Consider the following 19,831-nt stretch of genomic DNA (forward strand, 5'->3'; position numbering starts at 1 on the left):
GATCCGGGGTGACCCCCGCGCCGACGGTGTTGCCGCCGTCCGGAGCCAGCACCGTGTTGACCCGCCTGCGGGCGATCGCCCACTCCTGCCATTCCAGCTCGGCCTGGATACGGCAGCCTCCTCATGCAGCCCGTCGACTCGACGGCGAGCGGCGAACTCGTACTGTTTCCAGTAGCCCGACCCCGACGGCATTCGAGGCCTCCCGGCGAGCGACAACACGACAGGCCACAGCTCCCACGGAATCACCGACCCTAAGCTTGACCAGCTGAAACGCCGTCCTCAAGTTCGGCAAGCCAACAGCCACCCACCCTTACCGCTTCAGGGGCGGCGGCGCCGTGCTGCTTCTGACCACCAGGCGGGTGGGAACGATGTCCGTGCCGGATCGGGGGACGTCGTGTTCGTGGATCTGCCGCAAGACCTCCTGGGCACTTTTCCGGCCCACCTCGGCGAAGTCCTGGTGGACGGTGGTCAGGGGCGGGGCGAAGTGGGCGGCATCGGGGAGGTCGTCGAAGCCGACCACGCTGATGTCGCCGGGGACGGCCTTGCCTCGTTCTTGGAAGGCGTGCAGGAGACCGAGTGCCATCTGGTCGTTGGAGGCAAACACCGCGGTGCAGTCCGGCTCTTGTGCGAGTTCGAGGCCGGCCGCGTAGCCCGATGCGGCGGTCCAGTCGCCGTGCAGGGGCGGTGGCACAGGCCGTCCGGCTTCCTCGAGCACGGTCTGCCACGTCTGGGCTCGGCGCTGGCTTGCGTACGACGTCTCCGGACCGGTCACGTGCCAGACGGTCTCATGTCCGAGTTCCAGCAGGTGGCTGATGGCCTCTCGGGTGCCGCCGGCCTGGTCGGTATCGACCACGCGATAGCGGTCTCCGGCGTCGGAGTCCACGACGACCACGCGCACGCCGGGCGGCAGCTTCACGGTTCCCGCGTCAAGCAGGTGGACCTCGATGAAGACGATGACTGCGTCGACGGCCAGCTCGCCCATCCGGGTGAAGGCGCCCAGCACACTGTCCTGGGTCGGAATATCGACGGGGATCACCGTGATCGCGTATCCCTCGGCCGCGGCCTGGGCCGCGATCGCTTGCACGGTGTCGCTGTGGCCGGTGGCGGAGAGGCTGTGGAGGATCACGCCGATGGTCTTGAACTGCCCGTACCTGAGGGCGCGCGCCGCACTGTTGGGCCGGTAGCCCAGCTCCCGCATCGCAGCCTGCACCCGCTCCCGGGTCGAACCGATCACGCTGGGATGGCCGTTGGCCACCCTGGACACGGTCTGACGTGAAACGCCGGCAAGCGCGGCGACGTCGGCCCTCGTGACGTGCTGCCTGTGGCGCCCGCCCGGTACGGCCGAGCCGACTTGCTGTGCGCCCACCGCAGGACCAGGATCCTGCTGTCCCAGCTCACCCAGGTCCATCGAGCCTTCGCTCCTGTCTGTCCACTCGTCGCCGTCCGCTGAAGGCTCGGGCGGAAGTCTTAACGTGCGAGAAACCTTGACCTCCCACTGTGACGGGTGCCACGCTACCGCATCATGTTCACGTGACCAACAGGTCTGCGGGCTGAATGGTCACGTGAACAAGGTCGGGTCGGTGCGCTGAGCCCGGACTCGATGTTCACGTGACCACGCAGTGTGGTCAGTATTCGCGCAGCAAGGAGTGAAGCGGTGGTCGCAGCACCACAGGCAGGGGTTCTAGGTGCCAGGAGGCCATCGGCCTCGAGACGGCGGTCATGGGTCGGCTGGCGGTTCGTCGGGCCGTTCGTGGCGGTGTTTGCGCTGGTCTTCCTCGCACCGATCGGCTACTCGATCTACCTGAGCCTGTTCCGTACCCGGCTGATCGGCGGAACGGCCTTCGTCGGTGCCGACAACTACAGCGAGGTGCTGGGGGACGCGCAGTTCTGGTCCGCCTTCGGGCGGGTGGCGGTCTTCCTGGCCGTGCAGGTCCCGATCATGTTGCTCCTCGCGCTCCTGCTGGCCCTGGCGATCGACAGCGGCCGCCTGTACGGGGCGGGCTTCTTCCGGATCTCGGTGTTCCTGCCTTACGCGGTGCCGGCCGTCGTCGCAACGCTGATGTGGGGCTTCATGTACGGAACCCGGTTCGGCCTGGTCGGCAACATCAATGAGGCGTTCGGGATCTCGCTTCCCGACCCGCTGTCGCCCGATCTGGTCCTCGCGTCGATCGGCAACATCGTGACCTGGCAGTTCGTGGGCTACAACATGCTGATCCTCTACTCGGCGCTGAGGGTGGTCGATCCGGCGCTGTACGAGGCCGCGGAGATGGACGGGGCCGGGCAGCTGCGGATCATCTGGGCGATCAAGCTCCCGGCGCTGCGCGGGGCTCTGTCGATCGCGACGATCTTCTCGATCATCGGCAGTTTCCAGCTGTTCAACGAGCCGAGCGTCCTCAAGAGCCTGGCGCCGAATGCGATCACGTCCTACTTCACGCCAAACCTCTACGCCTACTCGCTGTCGTTTGCCGGACAGAAGTTCAACTACTCGGCCACGGTCGCCATCGTCATGGGTGTGATCACGATGATCATCGCCTACGCCGTCCAGCTGCGCGGCATGCGAAAGGAATCCTGATCATGGCGACCACGACTCCCCGCGTCGGGCACAAGCCGCGCACCGCACGGCACGCGGGTGCCTCTTCGGGCCCGCTGGTGGTCCGCCCCGCCCGGCGCGCCTCCCGCCGGAAGAGGCGCAGCGCCACGCTGACCGCCCTGACGGTGATCATGCTGGTGTACACGCTGCTGCCGCTGGCCTGGCTGGCGATCAACGCGACCAAGACGCAGAAGGGGCTGTTCGACTCCTTCGGCCTGTGGCTGGATGGCGACTTCGCCCTGTTCGGCAACATCGCCGACACCTTCAGCTACAACGACGGGATCTTCACCCGCTGGCTGCTCAACACCGTGCTGTATGTGGTGGTCGGGGCGGGCGGCGCTACCTTCCTCGCGACGCTCGCCGGGTACGGGCTGGCCAAGTTCGACTTCCCCGGCAAGAAGGCCGTCTTCGCGACCGTCATCGGAGCGGTCGCGGTGCCCGGTACCGCACTGGCGGTTCCCACCTTCCTGATGTTCTCCGAGATGGGGCTGACCAACACCCCGTGGGCGATCATCATCCCGTCGCTGGTCTCACCGTTCGGCCTCTACCTGATGTGGACCTTCGCCACCGACGCCGTCCCGAAAGAGATCCTGGAGTCGGCGCGCGTCGATGGCGCCGGCGAGTTCCGCACGTTCTTCCAGATCAGCATGCCGATGCTGGCGCCGGGAATCGTCACCGTTCTCCTCTTCAACGTGGTCGCGACCTGGAACAACTACTTCCTGCCGCTGATCATGCTGAAGGATCCCGACTGGTACCCGCTGACCCTCGGCCTGAACAGCTGGAACGCCCAGGCTTCCACCGTGGGCGGCGAAGCGGTCTTCAATCTCGTGATCACTGGATCACTGCTCACCATCGTCCCGCTGATCGCGGCGTTCCTGCTGCTCCAGCGGTACTGGCAGTCCGGCCTGTCCGCCGGAAGCGTCAAGGGCTGATCTGCGCCCGCCGCCTGCCACCCCTCCCAGGTACACCGCACGAAAGGGAACACCCCATGACGAGAACCCGTCGTCACGCCCTGCTGCTGGGCGCCGCGGCCCTGTCGGTGGCACTCACCGCCACCGCCTGCAGCTCCTCCGGCACCGAGGACTCGGGCAGCGCCAAGCCGGTGTCCAACGCCGACATCCAGGCCGCCCTGAACACCGGCGGCGAGATCACGGTCTGGGCCTGGGACCCGACGCTGAAGAAGGTCGTCAGCGACTTCGAGGCCAAGTACCCCAAGGTCAAGGTCAACCTGGTCAACGCCGGTACCAACAACGAGCAGTACACCGCGCTGCAGAACGCGGTCAAGGCCGGGAAGGGCGTCCCCGACGTCGCCATGATCGAGTACTACGCCCTGTCGCAGTTCTCGCTCGCCAAGTCCGTCACCGACCTCAGCGCCCTGGGTGCGGACAAGCTCAAGGGCACCTTCACTCCTGGCCCGTGGAGCGCCGTCCACGCCGGCACCGAGGGTATCTACGCCCTGCCGATGGACTCCGGCCCGATGGCCCTGTTCTACAACAAGGAGGTCTTCGACAAACACAAGATCAAGGTGCCGGCCACCTGGGAGGAGTACATCGCCGCGGCCAAGAAGCTGCACAAGGCGGACCCCAAGGCGTACCTCACCGCCGACACCGGCGACGCCGGCTTCACCACCAGCATGATCTGGCAGGCCGGCGGCAAGCCGTACACCGTCGACGGCACCGACGTCGGCGTGAACTTCGACGACGCCGGCACCAAGAAGTTCACCACCGCCTGGCAGCAGCTCATCAGCAACAAGCTGCTCGCCCCGGTCCCCGCCTGGAGCGACGCCTGGTACAAGGGCCTCGGCGACGGCACCATCGCCTCCCTCGTCACCGGCGCGTGGATGCCCGCGCCCCTCGCATCGGGCGTCAAGGCCGGCGCCGGCAAGTGGCGTGTGGCGCCCATGCCGCAGTGGAACAGCGGGGAGGACGTCACCGCCGAGAACGGCGGCAGCTCGCTGGCCGTCATGGAGGCCAGCACCAAGAAGAAGCTCGCCTACGCCTTCCTCAAGTACGCCACCGTCGACGAGGGCGCGCAGACCCGTATCGACGCCGGGACGTTCCCCTCCACCACCAAGCAGCTGAACTCCGTGGAGTTCCTGAACAAGAAGGACCCGTACTTCGGCGGCCAGAGGATCAACGAGGTGCTCGCAAAGTCGGCCGACGACGTCCTCGTCGGATGGTCCTACCTGCCCTTCCAGGTCTACGCCAACAGCATCTTCAACGACCACGTCGGCAAGGCCTACGTCAGCGGCACCACCCTGCAGGACGGCCTCAAAGCCTGGCAGGACGCCTCCCGCAAGTACGGCCAGGAACAAGGCTTCACCGTCAAGTAACACGCCCCCGGCCCGTGTCCCGCCCGCCTGTTGGCGGGACAGCAGGACCGTCCAACGGCACTTCTTCGCACCTCCACCCTGAGGGCACGAGGTCGCACGACCGGCCGCCAACGGCCGCCGCTGACGACGGCCTCAGCGACCCGCCCCCACCATCGCCCCGCCGGCCACCTGACCGGCCGGCGGGGTCCCACCCCGGGCTCACCGAGCCACACGCGGCCTCCCTCCCCCATGCCCTGAGCCGCCCGTACCCGAAGGAGCAACCCGGATGCACGGACGCTCGCCCAGCATCCTGCCCAGGCCACCGCCCGCGCGGATTCGGGCACCGGTGGTCGCGATCACCGCGGTCGGCCCCGCAGCCGCCAACAGCATCCCGTGCCCGCCGCCCCGAGCAAGGACACTCAGCGGGCGGTGACAACGCCGTAGCGTGCCCCACCCGCAGTGGCCCCTTCTCCACAACAAAGGCCGTGCCCGCCAGCCCAAAGCGAGCACGTCAACTCAGCCGACCCCACGTTCCCCGGCCGCCCGGCACCCATCACCACCTCGCGCCGTGCCTGCTCCGGAACACACCCAGGCGCCACCACCGCATCACAACCGCCCACCGCGGCAGATCGCTTCGTGGCGCCCAAGGCGGCAACGACCGCCTGCACAGAGCCGCATGCAGAAAAGGAACACGACATGCCCAACTCCCAACCCACCCGGCCAGGTCCTCACTCCGCCGTACTGCCCCCCGCCCGTACCCGCTTCCTCCGCCGCGCGCTGGCCTGCCTCGCGGCCGCACTGATCGCCGCGCCGATCACCATGCTGTCCACCGCGTCGCCGGCGGCTGCGGAAACCAACCCGACGGACGCCAGCAAGTTCAAGGGCGTGAACTGGGCCCGCGTGGGAGACAACTATGTCCACGGCGACGTCGTCCCCGAGGGGTTGGACAGCTCCGACAGCTACGACACCGTCAAAGCCAAGGCCAACGCCATCCTCGGCGGATTCCAGAGCACGCTCGGCGCCAACACCGTCCGGCTGCCGATCAACACCCACTCCGTCCCCGGCACGACGTGGGGCGACAAGTACACCGGCGCCATCGACGCCGCAACCGCCAAGGGCTTCAAGGTCATCCTCTCCTACTGGGAGGACGATGCGGCCCAGAGCGGCAGGATCACTAATATGGCCGCCTTCAACTCGATGTGGGACGCGGTCATCGGCAAGTACGGCTCCAACAGCCTGGTCTACTTCGAGCCGATGAACGAGCCCCACGGCTACAGCGCCACCGACTGGGCGAACCTCGCCGCCAAGTGGATCACTGACCGCCCCTCGGTCCCCAAGAACCGGATCATCGTGAGCGGACCCGGCTCGAACGACTACGTCACGACCGTGTGCGCCGACTCCCGCCTCGACGGGACCTACCTCTCGCTCCACCACTACGCCTTCGGTAAGCCGGCGAAGACCTACAGCGAATGGGTCACCGACTTCAAGAGCAAGGTCGGCACCTGCGGCACGCGTACCATCCTGGACGAGTTCGGCGCGCCGATGGACACAGGTCTCAACTACAACGACGCGACGAGCACCGACAACTTCGTGCGGTACCTGCGTGCCGACACCGACACCGCCCGTTCCCTCGGCATGGGCGCGGTCTACTGGCCGGCCCTCGGCGGTAAGCGCATCGACCGGCCCACTTACGACTGGTACTCCCTGTTCGACCTCAAGGGCAGCGGCACCAACCTGGCGCTGGGCGTTCGCAACATCAGCGGCATCGACCGCCTGAAGTACGCCTGGGGCAGCGACCCCGGCTCGCACACGAGCATCCTGCGCAACGTCGGCAGCAACGGCTGCCTCGACGTCCCCGGAGCCAGCCACGACAACGTCCAGGCCCAGGTCTGGGCCCAGTGCTGGGGCGGCGAAAACCAGCAGTGGACCCGGACGCCCTCCGGGCAGATCACCGTCTACGGCGGTACGAGCACGAAGTGCCTGGACGCCTACGGAGCAGGCACCAAAGACGCCACCGAGGTCGGCACCTATGACTGCAACGGCGGGGCCAACCAGAAGTGGATGTTCTACTCCGACGGCACGATCCGCGGAGTGCAGTCCGGTCTGTGCCTGGACAGGGCCCTGGACACCTCCAAGGCCCAGCTCTGGTCCTGCTGGGGCGGCAACAACCAGAAGTGGCAGACCAGCTGAGAGCCACCCCCGCCTGACACACCCACAGGCCGGTCGCGGACGTCAAGAGCCGCGACCGGCCTCATCCCCGGGGCGCTCCCCTCCGGGCCCGAGCAGCCGACCGGTCCATCCACGGTCCCATCGGCACTCCGAACGTCTCCCTACCACGAAGCGAGGAAAGCTGTGCCCCTTGACGACCTGACCGCATTCCACTCCGGCTTTGCCTGGGGAGCGGCCACCTCCGCCTACCAGATCGAAGGCGCGGTCGCCGAGGACGGCCGAGCACCATCCATCTGGGACACCTTCTGCAAGCAGCCCGGCACCATCGCCGGCGGGGACACCGGCGACATCGCCTGCGACCACTACCGCCGGTGGCCCGACGACGTGGCGTTGATGAAGGCCCTCGGCCTCAACGCCTACCGATTCTCCATCGCCTGGCCCCGCGTCATGCCGGACGGGGACAGCCGCGTGAACCCGGCAGGGCTGGCCTTCTACGACCAACTGGTCGACGCGCTGCTGGAAGCGGGCCTTGCTCCTCATGCCACCCTCTACCACTGGGACCTGCCGCAGGCCCTCGAGGACCGCGGCGGCTGGCCCGCCCGCGACACCGCCCTGCGATTCGCCGACTACGCCACCGTTGTCGCCGACAGGCTCGGTGACCGGGTCACCAACTGGGCGACGCTGAACGAGCCGTACTGCTCCGCATGGCTCGGCCACCTCCAGGGGGTCATGGCGCCGGGCCGCACCGACCTGACCGCCGCCGTGCGCGCCTCACACCACCTGCTGCTCGCCCACGGGCTCGGCGTCCAGGCCCTCCGGTCCACCGCATCACAAGCGCGGGTCGGCATCGTCAACATCCTCACGCAGTCCGAGCCCGCGAGCGACCGGCCCGAGGACATCGCCGCCGCCCGCCGCGACGACGGGCACAACAACCGCTGGTGGCTTGATCCCATCCACGGCCGCGGTTACCCGGCCGACATGGTCGAGGTGTACGGGACCGAACCACCCGCCGAACCCGGTGACCTGGAGGCGATCGCCGCGCCGCTGGACTGGCTCGGCGTCAACTACTACAAGCGGTCAGTCACCGTCGACGATCCGCAGGGGCCCGCACCGTTCGCCCGTCCCGTCACACCGCCGGGCACACCCCGTACCGGAATGGACTGGGAGGTCCACCCGGACCGGCTGGAACACCTGCTCGTCCGGATCAGCGAGGACTACGCACCGCGATCGATCTTCGTCACCGAGAACGGCTCCGCCTACCCCGACCGTGCAGCGCCCGACGGCAGCGTCCACGACGTCGAGCGCATCGCCTTCCTGGAGTCCCACCTGGCAGCCTGCGCGCGGGCGGCCCGCCGCGGCGTCCCGCTCGACGGCTACTTCGCCTGGTCCCTGCTGGACAACTTCGAATGGGCCTACGGCTACTCCCAGCGGTTCGGCATCGTCCACGTCGACTACGAGACCCAGACACGCACCATCAAGGACAGCGGCCACCGCTACGCCGAGATCATCCGCGCCCACGGGCGCACCACACAACACGCAGCCGGCCGTGCGCAACAGCACTAACCGCCAACCGCCATGGTGACGGGTCCGGTTGAGCTGGGTCGCTAGGTCGGCGTTGCGTACCGGCCGCGTGGGAGCACTGGGCAGAGAGTAGGAGACGCAGCCAGAGAACGGGCGCGCGCCGAGTGAATCCGGGCGGGGTTCTTACCGCTGTTCCGGCCGGAAACATCCACTGCCTGCTGAAATGCGTAAGTCGACACGGGCACGATCGGTCCGGAACGCATGGCGCCTTCACCTGGCCATGTGGCTGAGAATGCGTGTAGAAAATCTACATAAACCCGCACGGATCGGCTTCGTCACTGCGCGGCAGGGTCTTCGCTTCGTTGCCGCGACAGGTTCGGTTGCTACGACGGGTTCGAAGGTAGCGCCAGAAGATCAAGGAGTCGGCGAGCTCGGCCGCCAAGCCGGAAAGGCTCTGCGGGAGCAGCAATGACCCGTGAGCGATCCCACAAGCGCGTCGATCGGTTGGCGCGCGGACGGCGAGGGGGTTATCGTCGATTAGTAGAACGACCGGTCTTCCTCCCTCATGAGGAAGAGTCTATATCGACCTTCCGGCTGGGCTGCCTCCAGGCGGAGAACTCCCAGTAGGTCGCCGGTGCACGTCGAAGAGAGATCAAAAGGTTCCGTGAAACCAATCCGCGCCCCGGCCCAGCCGGGGCACCGCACAGAGCCGCTGCCTCATGCGGCTCCGACGGGATCAGCTTCCCGACCGGATCAACCGGACGGCGTTCAGCAGGGTCTCGTAGGCGGCCGTGGAGTCGTCCAGGTAGCCGGCGGCCATCGCGCCGTCGTACAGCATCAGCAGCGCACCGGCGGCCGACTCAGGGTCGGCGTGGCCGAGCCGGCTGAGGAGATCCTGGAAGAGGCTGCGGATCCAGTTGCGGTGGGTCGTCACCAGGTCGCGGACCGGGTGGTCGGCGTCCGGGTACTCGGCGGACGCGTTCAGGAACGGGGATCCGCGAAAGCCGCGCTCACGGGCGTGCTCGGCGATCGCCTCGAAGATGAGGTCGATCGCTTCGGCGGGCGGGTGCCCGGCCGCCAGCGGTTCGGCGACCTGCTTGTAGTAGGCGTCCTTGGTCAGCAGGTATGCCACGACCAGGTCGTCCTTGGAGGCGAAGTGCCGGTAGAAGGTCGCCTTCGTCACCCCGGCCTCGGCGATCAGCCGCTCCACGCCGATCGCGCGTACTCCCTCGTAATAGAACAGCCGCGACGCGGCCCGGACCAGGCGTTCGCGAGGAGGCAGGTCTCCTTCGATCGTGCTCTCCTGACGCTCGGGGTTGGTTGGCTTCTGCCCAGTAGTACTCACTTCCCCATTCTGCCCGTGGAGCGGCCTTGAGTGGCCCCCACCCCCCTACGGCCTACCAGGGCCGCCACCCCCTATCCCGTACGGCCCTAGCAACGTGGCCGCGCATCGAAAGGCTTGAACCATGACTCGTCGTCTTGAAGGAACCGTCGCCCTGGTCACCGGCGCGTCCAGCGGCATCGGCCACGCCACCGCCCTCGAGCTTGCCCGCGAGGGCGCGTCCGTGGCCCTGGTCGGCCGGCGCGAGGACCGGCTGACCGACCTCGCCACCGAAATCTCCAACGCTGGTGGCAAGGCCCTGGTCGTGCCCGCTGACATCACCACTGCCGAGGCCGCTGCGGAAGCGGTCGAGCGGACTGTCAACGGCCTGGGCCGCCTGGACACGCTGGTCAACAATGCCGGCCTCATGCTGCTCGGACCCACCCCCGGCGCCGACCTGAACGACTGGCAGCGCATGGTCGACATCAACCTCATGGGCCTGCTGCACACCACCCACGCGGCCGTCCCCCACCTGGTCAAGGCCGCCGCCGACGGGCCGCGCCAGGTCGCCGACATCATCAACATCAGCTCGCTGAACGGCCGCAACGCCTACGCCATGATGGCCGTGTACACCGCCACCAAGTTCGGCGTCACCGGCTTCAGCGAGGCGCTGCGCCAGGAACTGGCCAAGCAGCACGTCCGCGTGTCCGTCATCGAGCCGGGCAGCGTCGACACCGAACTGCGCACCCACAACTCGGAAGTTGTCCAGCAAATGCTCAACGCCGGCCTCGGCGACGTCGAACGGCTGCAGAGCGAGGACGTCGCCGACACCGTCGGTTACATCGTCACCCGCCCCCGGCACGTGGCCGTCGCCGAACTGCTCGTACGCCCCACCGAGCAGGCCTGAGCCCGAGCCCTGAGTCCATTCCCAGACATGCAAGGAGGCGTGGTGGCGGTCGGCACTCGTGTCGCAGCAGCCAACACCATCGTCCGTGTCTGCCTGGTGCTGGCCACCGCCATCACGCTCGGAGACGGCCTGCAGCAATTGGCGCAGGGAGGCCCGGCGGACGCGGACAACCTGCACCGCTTCATGGCAGGCGTCTACATCGGCTGGGCTCCCCTGTTCTTCTGGGCGGCGGCAACGATCCGTCGGCAGGGAGTGCTCGTCTACTTCCTGGCAGTCCCGATCTTCCTCGGTGGCATCGGGCGGCTGGTCTCCTTCTCCCAGTACGGCATTCCCAGCCCAGCGGGAGTCTTCCTCGCCTCCGCCCTCCTGGAATTCCTGCTCGCGATCGTCATCGTCTGGGCACATTCCACTGCGCTCAGGTCCCGACGATCGCCGGCCGCTGCCTGAGGCGCCGGTCCCGGGTGGGCAGGGCAGGGACCGTGATCGCAGCCTGGGCGTGCAGGAGCGGGTTGCGTCCAGTGCCCTTCTGCCACGCCCGGCCCGGAATGTGCATTTGACCGGCAAGGAGACGTGGGAAAGGTGAGACTGAAAAGGATTCTGGCGGTGGTGACCAATCAGGGCACCTACGGGGCGAGCGAGCACCGGACCGGCCTGTGGCTGGGTGAGCTCGTCCATTTCTACGACAAGGCAGTGAAGGCCGGCCACACCGTGGAGGTGGTAAGCCCGGCGGGCGGCGAGGTGCCTCTCGACCCTCGAAGCCTCGGCCGGTTGTTCGTCGACAGAACGGTTCGCACGTATCTCGACGACCCGGCCTTCATGGACGATTTGAAATCCACCCGTTCTGTCGCCGAGGCGGATCCGGACGACTACTCCACGATCTTCTTCACGGGTGGTCACGGAACCATGTGGGACTTTCCCGACAGCGCTGACGTGCAGCGAACAGGCGACGCCATCTACGCCGCAGGCGGCATCGTCTCCTCGGTCTGCCACGGCGCCTGCGCCCTCATCAACCTCCGTGACGCCGACGGGAACCCGCTCGTACAGAACCGCAGCGTCACAGGCTTCGCGACGGTCGAGGAAAGACTGGCCGGCGTGAAGAGCAGGGTGCCGTTCCTCCTGGAGGACGAACTGCGCGCGAAGGGAGCCAAGTATGTGCGCTCCACCGTGCCGATGACGCCGCACGCGGTGCGTGACGGCCGCCTGATCACGGGCCAGAACCCGGTGTCCACCAAGGCCGTCAGCGACTTGATTCTCGGTGCCTTGGCTGAGACCGAGTAACAAGCACAGACACTTGGGGCGCCGGCATCCGCAGGGCGCCTCCCGACCAACCCACCTCTAGGAGACTCCTCAATGTCGAAGATCCTTTTCGTGATGACCGGCGCCGACCACTGGACGCTGGCGGACGGCAGCAAGCACCCGACCGGCTTCTGGGCCGAGGAGGCCGTCACCCCTTACCAGGCGTTCACGGCCGCCGGCCACGAGATCGTCGTCGCCACACCGGGCGGAGTCGTGCCGCCCTTGGACCAAGGAAGTCTGGCGCCGCAGTTCAACGGCGGCGAGGAGGGCGCGAGGAAGGTGGCGGACGCCCTCGCCTCGATCAGCGAGATCCAGCACCCCGTCAAGCTGGAGGACGTCGACCTCGACGACTGCGCCGCCGTCTTCTACCCCGGTGGCCACGGCCCGATGGAGGACCTGGCCGTCGACGCCACCTCCGGCAAGCTCCTCATCGACACCCTCTTCTCGGGCAAGCCGCTCGGCGTGGTCTGCCACGCCCCGGCCGCCCTGCTGGCCGCCACCGATGCCGACGGCGGCAACGCCTTCACCGGCTACCGGCTCACCGCCTTCAGCAACGCCGAGGAGACCCAGGGGGGCCTGGCGGCAGGCGCCAAGTGGCTGCTCCAGGACCGCCTGGTCGAGATCGGCGCCGACTACCAGGAGGGCGAGCCGTGGGCCCCGAACGTGGTCGTCGACCGCAACCTGATCACCGGCCAGAACCCTGCCTCGGCTGGACCGGCTGCGGCCGAGATGCTCAAGAAGCTGACATGACGTAGCAAAGACCCCGCGCCCGCACCTGCTCCCGTACCCCTCCGTACGCAGGCGGCTGATTCCCGCCTCATGCTGCCGATGCCTGAAGTTGAAGTCCCGGTCCCGCGCTTTCCCAGGCTTACGAACCCTGGATGTGCCCAGTGAAGGGACCGGCGCACATCCAGACGGCGATCCCGCCCCCCCACCCGCGCTCCCGGAAGGTGTCCAACGCCTTCGCCGCGCAGTTCGCAGCATGTACTGCGGCCTTGTGGGCCCGCCCCGATACTGCGCCTTCGAAGGAAATCCGACTGGACGGCCCCGCGAGAACACCGCATCGGATGCGAACAGGCAGGCCGACGATGCCGCGCATCGACTCCGTGCATGTGCTCGGCTCAAGGAACGGCGCGATGTCGTGCGGCTTGCTGCGAGTCAGCCGGGCTGGCCCCGCACCCTCGCATCAACATATCGACGACGCCGGGCCGGCGTCCCCACCGCCACCCGGCAGGTGCGCGAGAGGGAGAGACAGAAAGCAATTTCGATCAAGGGACCCGGAGGGCCGGAGGTCCTGGAGTGGATCGAAGTCGAGGACCCGACCCCGGCCGCGGGCGAGGTCGTCGTCGACGTGGTGGCCGGTGCGGTCAACCGGGCAGATGTCGCACAGCGGATGGGGTTGTACCCGGTCCCGCCGGGAGCATCGTTCTGCCCGGGACTGGAGGTCTCCGGCCGGATCAGCGCCATCGGCGAGGGCGTGACCCAGTGGCAACTGAGCGACGGAGTATGCGCGTTGCTCGCCGGGGGCGGGTACGCGCAGAAGGTCGCCGTCCCTGCCGGGCAGTTGCTCAGGGTGCCCAAGGGCATCAGCCTTGTCGAAGCGGCGGCCCTGCCCGAAGCCGCCGCCACGGTGTGGTCGAACGTCTTCATGAACGGTGCTCTGAAGACGGGCGAATCCTTCCTCATACACGGTGGAGCCGGCGGCATAGGCACGATGGCCATCCAGATCGCCAAGGCCCGCGGCGCCCGAGTCGTCACCACCGTCGGTGGCCCCGAGCAGGCCGCCAGGGTACGAGACCTCGGCGCCGACCTCGCGATCAACTACCGCACCGAGGACTTCGCCGAGCACGGCCCGTACGACGTGATCCTCGACGTCATTTGCGGCCACTACCTCCAGCGCAACATCCACTCCTTGGCCCTCGAAGGGCGACTGGTCATCATCGGTCTGCAGAACGGCCTGGAGGCGAACTCAACCTCGCCGAACTCCTCTTCAAGCGCGCGTCCGTAAACGGGACCACTCTGCGTTCCCGCCCGACCGGGCAGAAAGCGGCCATCGTGGCCGAGGTCCAGGACCACGTGTGGCCACTGGTCGAGAACGGATCCGTACACGTGGTCATCGACCGGACCCTGCCCATGACCGAGGCTGCGGAAGCGTACCGGATCCTGGACGCCCACCACATCGGCAAGATCGTCCTGGTCAACCCCGACACCGCATGACGCGACCTGCCGTCGCTCGCGTCACCGACGGCAGGTCGCGTCATGCGCGCTGAAAGCCGCCCAAGGAGCGCGGTAGGCGAGACCGACCCGAAGACGTCGGCGGGCATTACGCCGACGCCGTGCGTCAACTTCGTGACCGGGGTTCCGGGGTCGCGGGCTCATGGGCGGGGTCTGCGGGCGTGGAGGACGAAGGCCGGGGGTGTGTTGCGCCATATGGTGCGGCTGGGGACGACCTCTTCGAAGCGGTTGACCATCAGTTCGCGGAATCGACGGGCGGGGGAGAGGGGAACGGCGTGGAGGTAGGTGAACGCGGTGAAGGCACCCGCCGGGGCGAGCACCGCGGCTGTCGCGTCCATGAGCTGGTGTTGGGTGGCGGAGGGAAAGAGGGCCCAGGGCAGGCCGCTGACCACCACGTCGGCCTTCTCGATGCCGCGCTCATCCAGCAGGCGGCGCAGGTGTACGGCGTCGCGCTGGATGACTTCCGCTCCCGGGTGCCGGTGGCGCAGGCGCTGGGCAAGGAGCGGATCGATCTCGACAGCCAGGTGGCGGCCGCGGCCGCCCAGCCGGCGCTGGATCTCGGCGGTGAAGGGTCCGGTGCCGGCACCCAGTTCCACCACGACGGGCTCGCCGCGTTCGGGCACCGGCGCGCAGACCGCCGCGGCCAGGTGCCGCGAGCTGGGGGCGATGGCCCCCATGCGGGCCGGTGCCCGCACCCACTGCCGCAGGAACAAGGTGTAGTCGTTCGGCTCCTGCAAGGGCCGCCTGCAAAGAGGGCAGTGCCGGGCTGTGTGGTCCGCGGTGCTGGTGGTCATATCGATGCCCTTGTCGGGGAGTGCGGGTGGTCCATCGCGTCGGCGTGAACGGGCAATGTGCTGTGGTCCCGTCGGCGGCTCAGCGGTCGGTTCTGTTGGGGGCGGAAGGACTTGGAGGGCGATGCCGCAAAGGCCTCAGCGGATATTTGCTGTGCAAGACGCCGCACCTTCCAGGGCACTTCGCCTTCTCGGACGACTTGGCCGTGGCCGGTCTGCTGACCAGGGACCCCTGCTGTCGGGAGGTGGCCAAACAGCTGACCGCCGGGCACCCGCCCGCGGGGGCGATCGACCTGATCTTCGAGACGATCCCCGAGCACGCGCGGGCGCGGCTTTCGCGGATCGCCGTTCAAGTACGTGGCCGCCGAGTGCTCAGACGCCCTCCAGACGGTGGGCGGCCTGATGGCTCCCATCGGATGGATCCGCACCTTCTTCAGCGACAAGAGGCTCACCGGCGGAGGCCACCTCGACCCTGGAGCGGATTGGTTTCATGGAACTTGTCATCCCTGTTCGACGTGCACCGGGCCCGGTGAGAGTCCTCCGGCTGGTGGCGGACCCGCCCAGACAGCCCGGACAGCCCAGAGAACCACTCTCAAAGAAAGACCGGTCGTTCTACCTCGCCGACAATAGCTTTCCTGAGGCCCTCGCGCCACTCGTCGACCCGATTGAGGTGTCCCTCACTCGTCATCACTGACCAGCAGTGACAGGCCGACCGCGTCGCGTTCTTGACCGCGACCTCGCAGAGGTCGACTGCGCATGTGCGGGTCGGCGGCATCCACCTCAATGTCCGCCCGGAAGAGGCCCAGTCCGCGTACTCGCCTTGTCGGCGTACGCGCGGACGGCACCAAGGAGTTGGTCACGCTCAAGGGCGGAGTCCACGAGGTGGGCGAGCCCTGGGTGGACCTGCTGTACGACCACACCCGCCAGGGCGGGCCGGCTCCGGTCCTGGCGGTCGGCGGCGGGGGTTCGGCTTCCGGAGGTCCTGACCGAGGTCTTCCCTGCCTACCGGCATCAAGGCGCTGGGCCCGCAAGGCGATCAACGCGCTCAAGGCTCTGTCGCAGTGGGCCCAGCCCGGACCTTGTCAGGCGGGGTGGGCTACTGGGCCGGGAAGACCACTGTCAGGAGGCGGAAGAGTTCGGCGCGCTCCTCGTCGGACAGTTGGTCCAGGCCGGTCTGCGTCTGCTCCATCCGCTCGCGGATGGTGTCGATCAGCTTCTGGCCCGCCTCGGTGAGGGCGACGTTCTTCACGCGACGGTCGGTGGCGCTCACCTCACGGCGGACCAGGTCGCGCTTTTCGAGCCGGTCAATGATTCCGGTCATGTTCGACGCGTCACAGGCGAGGGTGTGCGCGAGCGAGCGCATCGAGGCGGGCGCGCGGCGCAGCACCGTGAGGGTCTTTGCCTGACTTGAGGTAAGGCCCGTGTCGGCGGCGGCGGTCGTGAAGTCGGCGTAGTGCGTACTGACCGAGTGGGCGAGCAGCTCCATGAGCTGGGCCTTGGACGGGGTGGGCGGCATGCCTGGAGGGTACCCCGAAAAGCTTGAATCTCTCAACCTTTGACATACCCCAGCTTCATATTGTTTGATGTCTTCAAGTATGGAGTACCTCGATGGTTTCGGTTCTCGCCCATCGATGCGTCCGTCCTTTGGCAACCTTCCACCGGAAAGAAGACCGTGAAGTCCTCCCTCCCCACCGCGCCGGAGCGCCGCACCGGCAGCCTCAGCCTCGTGCTGGTGCTGGGCCTCGCCGCCATGGTCGTGTCGATGATGCAGACCCTGGTCATCCCGATCCTCGGCATCATCCAGAACGACCTCGGCGCCTCCACTGCGCAGGTCAGCTGGGTCACCACCGCCACGCTGCTGTCGGCCGCGGTCTTCACGCCGCTCCTGGGCCGCTTCGGCGACCAGCACGGCACGAAGCCGACCCTGCTCGGTGTGCTGGTGCTGATGGTCGCCGGATCCGTGCTCGCCGCGACCACGAGTTCCATGCTGTGGCTCATCGTGGCCCGCGTGATGCAGGGCGCCGCCACCGCGATCTTCCCGCTCGCGCTGTCCGTGCTGCGCTCAGAGGTCGAGCCCGCACGGCTGCCCGGCGCCATGGCTCTGGTGAGCGGAACGCTCGGGTTCGGCAGCGGCCTCGCCCTCGTGAGTGCCGGACTCCTCACCCAGGGCGCGCACCCCGACTACCACCAGGTCTTCTGGCTGGCCGCCGCACTCGCCACCGCCGCGCTCATCGCCGTTGCGATAGCCGTACCCGCGCCCCGCACCCGGACGGGCGGGCGCACCGACTGGCTCGGCGCCGCCGGTCTCGCCCTGCTGCTCGTCCTGTTCCTGCTGCCCATCTCGCAGGGCCACACCTGGGGCTGGACCTCGACCCGCACGCTCGCCCTCTTCGCCGCCGCGGCCGTCACGACCGTCATCTGGGTCCTTGTCGAACGCAGGGTCCGCGACCCCCTCGTGGACATGAAGATGTTCGTCCACCGCCCGGTGCTCTTCACCAACATCGCCGGACTTCTCGTCGGGTTCGCCATGTTCTCCCAGTTCATCGGCGTCTCCTATCTCGTGCAGACGCCCTCTGAGATCGCCGGCTACGGCTTCGGCGCCTCCGTCCTGCGCGCCTCCGTCGTCTACCTGCTGCCCTCCGCCCTCGTCTCGCTCGTCGCCGCGCAGTTCGGAGGCATGCTGGTACGCCGCATCGGCGCGCGTCTCACCCTCGCCGCCGGCGCCGTCTTCGGCGTCGTCGGTTTCGCCTGGCTGACCTTCGCTCACGACACCACCGCGTCGGTGATCCTGGCCGGCATGGTCGTCGGCGTTGCCATCAGCTTCGGCTATGCCGCGATGCCCGCTCTGATCGTGGCGGGCGTCCCCCACCACCAGACCGGTATCGCCAACGGCATCAACTCCATCTCCCGCTCCGCCGGCAGCGCGATCGGCAGCGCGGTCATCACCTCGCTGCTCGCCTCCCAGACGCTCGACAACCTGCCCCCCGGGGTTCCCGCGCTGCCCGCCGAGAGCCAGTACACCCTGAGCTTCGCCCTCGCCGGCATGGCGTTCGCGCTGGTCATCGGCGTGGCCATGGTCGGCCTGGCGGTCCGCCGCAGGTCCCCCTCGCCCGCCACCGGCACGCCCGCCCCGTCGGGCGACGGCGAAACCACGCCCGCACGCACGGCCGCCACGGTCTGACCGCACCACCTGCGCGGCCGCGACTTTCCTTCCCTCGAATGCCGACCGACCGGCCTTCCCTCCCAACCGAACAGGACACGACTGTGACTGACACCAAGGCAGCCTTCACCCTCGACGACACCTTCACCTCCGCCGAAGCCACCACGCTGGTGGACCGACTTCGCGCCACCTTCCGCACCGGCCGCACCAAGCCCCTGGCCTGGCGCCGGACACAACTGACCCGCCTGCGCGACCTACTCACCGACAACCGCGCGGCGATAGCCGACGCCCTCTACGCCGACCTGCGCAAGAACCGCGCCGAGGCCGAGGCGATGGAGATCGAAACCACGATCGTCGAGATCGACGACTACCTGGAGCACTTGGAGGAGTGGACCGCCCCGCAGCCCGCCCCCGTGACGGTGCCCGGCGTCCCCGGCAGCACCGCCCGTACCGTGTTCGACCCCCTGGGTGTCGCCCTGGTCATCTCGGCGTGGAACTACCCGCTCAACCTGCTGCTCGTGCCCGTCGCGGGCGCACTCGCCGCCGGCAACGCCGTCGTCATCAAGCCCGCCGAATACGCCGCCCACACCTCGGCACTGCTGGCCGAACTACTGCCCGCGTATCTCGACACCGACGCGACCGCCGTCGTCGAGGGCGGCGCACCGGAAACCACCGTGCTGCTGGAGCAGCACTTCGACCACATCTTCTACACCGGCAACGGCACCGTCGGCCGCATCGTGATGACCGCCGCCGCAAAGAACCTCACCCCCGTCGCCCTCGAACTCGGCGGCAAGTCACCGGTGTTCGTGGACCGGGACGCCGACATCACCACCGTCGCGCAACGCCTGGCGCAGACGAAGTTCGCCAACGCAGGACAGACCTGCGTCGCCCCCGACTACGTCCTGACCGACCCCGATACCGCGGCCGAACTGCAGGCCGCCCTGGTCGTCGCGATCAAGGGGCTGTTCGGTGCGGACCCGCAGACCTCCGACGCCTACGGACGGATCATCAACGAGCGGCACTTCGACCGGCTGACCGCGCTGCTGGGCTCCGGCCGCACCGTCACCGGCGGGCAGACCGACCGCGCGGACACGTACATCGCCCCGACCGTGCTGGCCGACGTCCGGCCCGACGAGCCCGTGATGCAGGAGGAGATCTTCGGCCCCATCCTCCCGATCCTGACCGTGGCGGACCTCGACGAGGCCATCGCGTTCATCAACGACCGCGACAAGCCCCTCGCCCTCTACGCCTTCACCGAGAGCAACACCACCAAGCGTCGCCTCGCCGCCGAGACCTCCTCGGGCGGCCTCAACTTCGGCCTGCCGATGCACCACCTCGCCGTGCCGACGCTTCCCTTCGGCGGTGTCGGCGAGAGCGGCATGGGCAACTACCACGGCCGCTACTCCATCGAGACGTTCAGCCACCGCAAGGCCGTCCTCGACGTCCCCCTGAGCTGAACCACCCCGGCCCCAGGCGGTCGTACGCAATCCCACCCCGCAACCTCACACGCGCCGCCGTCCCGCACCCTCC

At 68.1% G+C, this 19,831-nt stretch carries 15 protein-coding genes and 1 pseudogene; 12 read left to right on the plus strand and 4 right to left on the minus strand.

The window, feature by feature from the left end; genetic code table 11:
* Positions 1-310: 310 nt before the first annotated feature.
* Complete coding sequence (locus AB5J55_RS42065) at positions 311-1,408, minus strand: LacI family DNA-binding transcriptional regulator (protein ID WP_369275671.1); 1,098 nt, start codon at positions 1,406-1,408, stop codon at positions 311-313.
* Between the two features lie 246 nt (positions 1,409-1,654).
* On the opposite strand from AB5J55_RS42065, the gene AB5J55_RS42070 reads away from it, so the two are divergent.
* The 5 genes from AB5J55_RS42070 to AB5J55_RS42090 all read left to right on the plus strand — a co-directional run bounded on the left by AB5J55_RS42070 (position 1,655) and on the right by AB5J55_RS42090 (position 8,633).
* Positions 1,655-2,572 carry a carbohydrate ABC transporter permease gene (locus AB5J55_RS42070; RefSeq protein ID WP_369275672.1) on the plus strand — a complete coding sequence of 306 codons (918 nt, stop codon included), beginning with the start codon at positions 1,655-1,657 and terminating at the stop codon, positions 2,570-2,572.
* Positions 2,573-2,574: 2 nt separating this feature from the next.
* Positions 2,575-3,522 (plus strand): carbohydrate ABC transporter permease, encoded by a 948-nt coding sequence (locus AB5J55_RS42075; protein WP_369275673.1) that lies wholly within the window; start codon positions 2,575-2,577, stop codon positions 3,520-3,522.
* 56 nt (positions 3,523-3,578) lie between these two features.
* Positions 3,579-4,922: an ABC transporter substrate-binding protein gene (locus AB5J55_RS42080; RefSeq protein WP_369275674.1), complete on the plus strand. Its 1,344-nt coding sequence runs from the start codon at positions 3,579-3,581 to the stop codon at positions 4,920-4,922.
* A gap of 675 nt (positions 4,923-5,597) precedes the next feature.
* Positions 5,598-7,091, plus strand: a complete 1,494-nt coding sequence (locus tag AB5J55_RS42085) for a ricin-type beta-trefoil lectin domain protein (RefSeq protein WP_369275675.1) — start codon at positions 5,598-5,600, stop codon at positions 7,089-7,091.
* A gap of 162 nt (positions 7,092-7,253) precedes the next feature.
* Positions 7,254-8,633, plus strand: a complete 1,380-nt coding sequence (locus AB5J55_RS42090) for a GH1 family beta-glucosidase (RefSeq protein ID WP_369275676.1) — start codon at positions 7,254-7,256, stop codon at positions 8,631-8,633.
* A 694-nt stretch (positions 8,634-9,327) separates the two neighbouring features.
* On the opposite strand, the gene AB5J55_RS42095 is transcribed toward AB5J55_RS42090, so the two are convergent.
* Positions 9,328-9,936, minus strand: a complete 609-nt coding sequence (locus tag AB5J55_RS42095) for a TetR/AcrR family transcriptional regulator (protein ID WP_369275677.1) — start codon at positions 9,934-9,936, stop codon at positions 9,328-9,330.
* 121 nt (positions 9,937-10,057) lie between these two features.
* Between AB5J55_RS42095 and AB5J55_RS42100 the strand changes: the two genes are divergently transcribed.
* From AB5J55_RS42100 to AB5J55_RS42120, 5 genes and pseudogenes are all read left to right on the plus strand, one after another.
* Positions 10,058-10,819, plus strand: coding sequence for an SDR family NAD(P)-dependent oxidoreductase (locus AB5J55_RS42100; protein ID WP_369275678.1), 762 nt, complete (start codon positions 10,058-10,060; stop codon positions 10,817-10,819).
* A gap of 42 nt (positions 10,820-10,861) precedes the next feature.
* Complete coding sequence (locus AB5J55_RS42105) at positions 10,862-11,266, plus strand: DUF4345 domain-containing protein (protein ID WP_369275679.1); 405 nt, start codon at positions 10,862-10,864, stop codon at positions 11,264-11,266.
* 132 nt (positions 11,267-11,398) lie between these two features.
* Positions 11,399-12,097: a type 1 glutamine amidotransferase domain-containing protein gene (locus AB5J55_RS42110; RefSeq protein WP_369275680.1), complete on the plus strand. Its 699-nt coding sequence runs from the start codon at positions 11,399-11,401 to the stop codon at positions 12,095-12,097.
* A gap of 72 nt (positions 12,098-12,169) precedes the next feature.
* Complete coding sequence (locus tag AB5J55_RS42115) at positions 12,170-12,865, plus strand: type 1 glutamine amidotransferase domain-containing protein (protein ID WP_369275681.1); 696 nt, start codon at positions 12,170-12,172, stop codon at positions 12,863-12,865.
* Between the two features lie 484 nt (positions 12,866-13,349).
* Positions 13,350-14,332 (plus strand): annotated as a pseudogene (locus tag AB5J55_RS42120) (NAD(P)H-quinone oxidoreductase).
* Between the two features lie 158 nt (positions 14,333-14,490).
* Here the strand turns inward: AB5J55_RS42120 and AB5J55_RS42125 are convergent.
* Complete coding sequence (locus AB5J55_RS42125) at positions 14,491-15,144, minus strand: class I SAM-dependent methyltransferase (RefSeq protein WP_369275682.1); 654 nt, start codon at positions 15,142-15,144, stop codon at positions 14,491-14,493.
* Between the two features lie 1,093 nt (positions 15,145-16,237).
* Positions 16,238-16,657: a MarR family winged helix-turn-helix transcriptional regulator gene (locus tag AB5J55_RS42130; RefSeq protein WP_369275683.1), complete on the minus strand. Its 420-nt coding sequence runs from the start codon at positions 16,655-16,657 to the stop codon at positions 16,238-16,240.
* Between the two features lie 156 nt (positions 16,658-16,813).
* Here AB5J55_RS42130 and AB5J55_RS42135 point away from each other — a divergent pair, with 156 nt between their 5' ends.
* Together AB5J55_RS42135 and AB5J55_RS42140 are read left to right on the plus strand one after the other, a co-directional pair.
* Positions 16,814-18,322: an MFS transporter gene (locus AB5J55_RS42135; RefSeq protein WP_369275685.1), complete on the plus strand. Its 1,509-nt coding sequence runs from the start codon at positions 16,814-16,816 to the stop codon at positions 18,320-18,322.
* Positions 18,323-18,405: 83 nt separating this feature from the next.
* Positions 18,406-19,758, plus strand: coding sequence for an aldehyde dehydrogenase family protein (locus AB5J55_RS42140; RefSeq protein WP_369275686.1), 1,353 nt, complete (start codon positions 18,406-18,408; stop codon positions 19,756-19,758).
* Positions 19,759-19,831: the final 73 nt, after the last annotated feature.

It is taken from the genome of Streptomyces sp. R11 (assembly GCF_041051905.1).
Classification (GTDB): Bacteria; Actinomycetota; Actinomycetes; order Streptomycetales; family Streptomycetaceae; genus Streptomyces.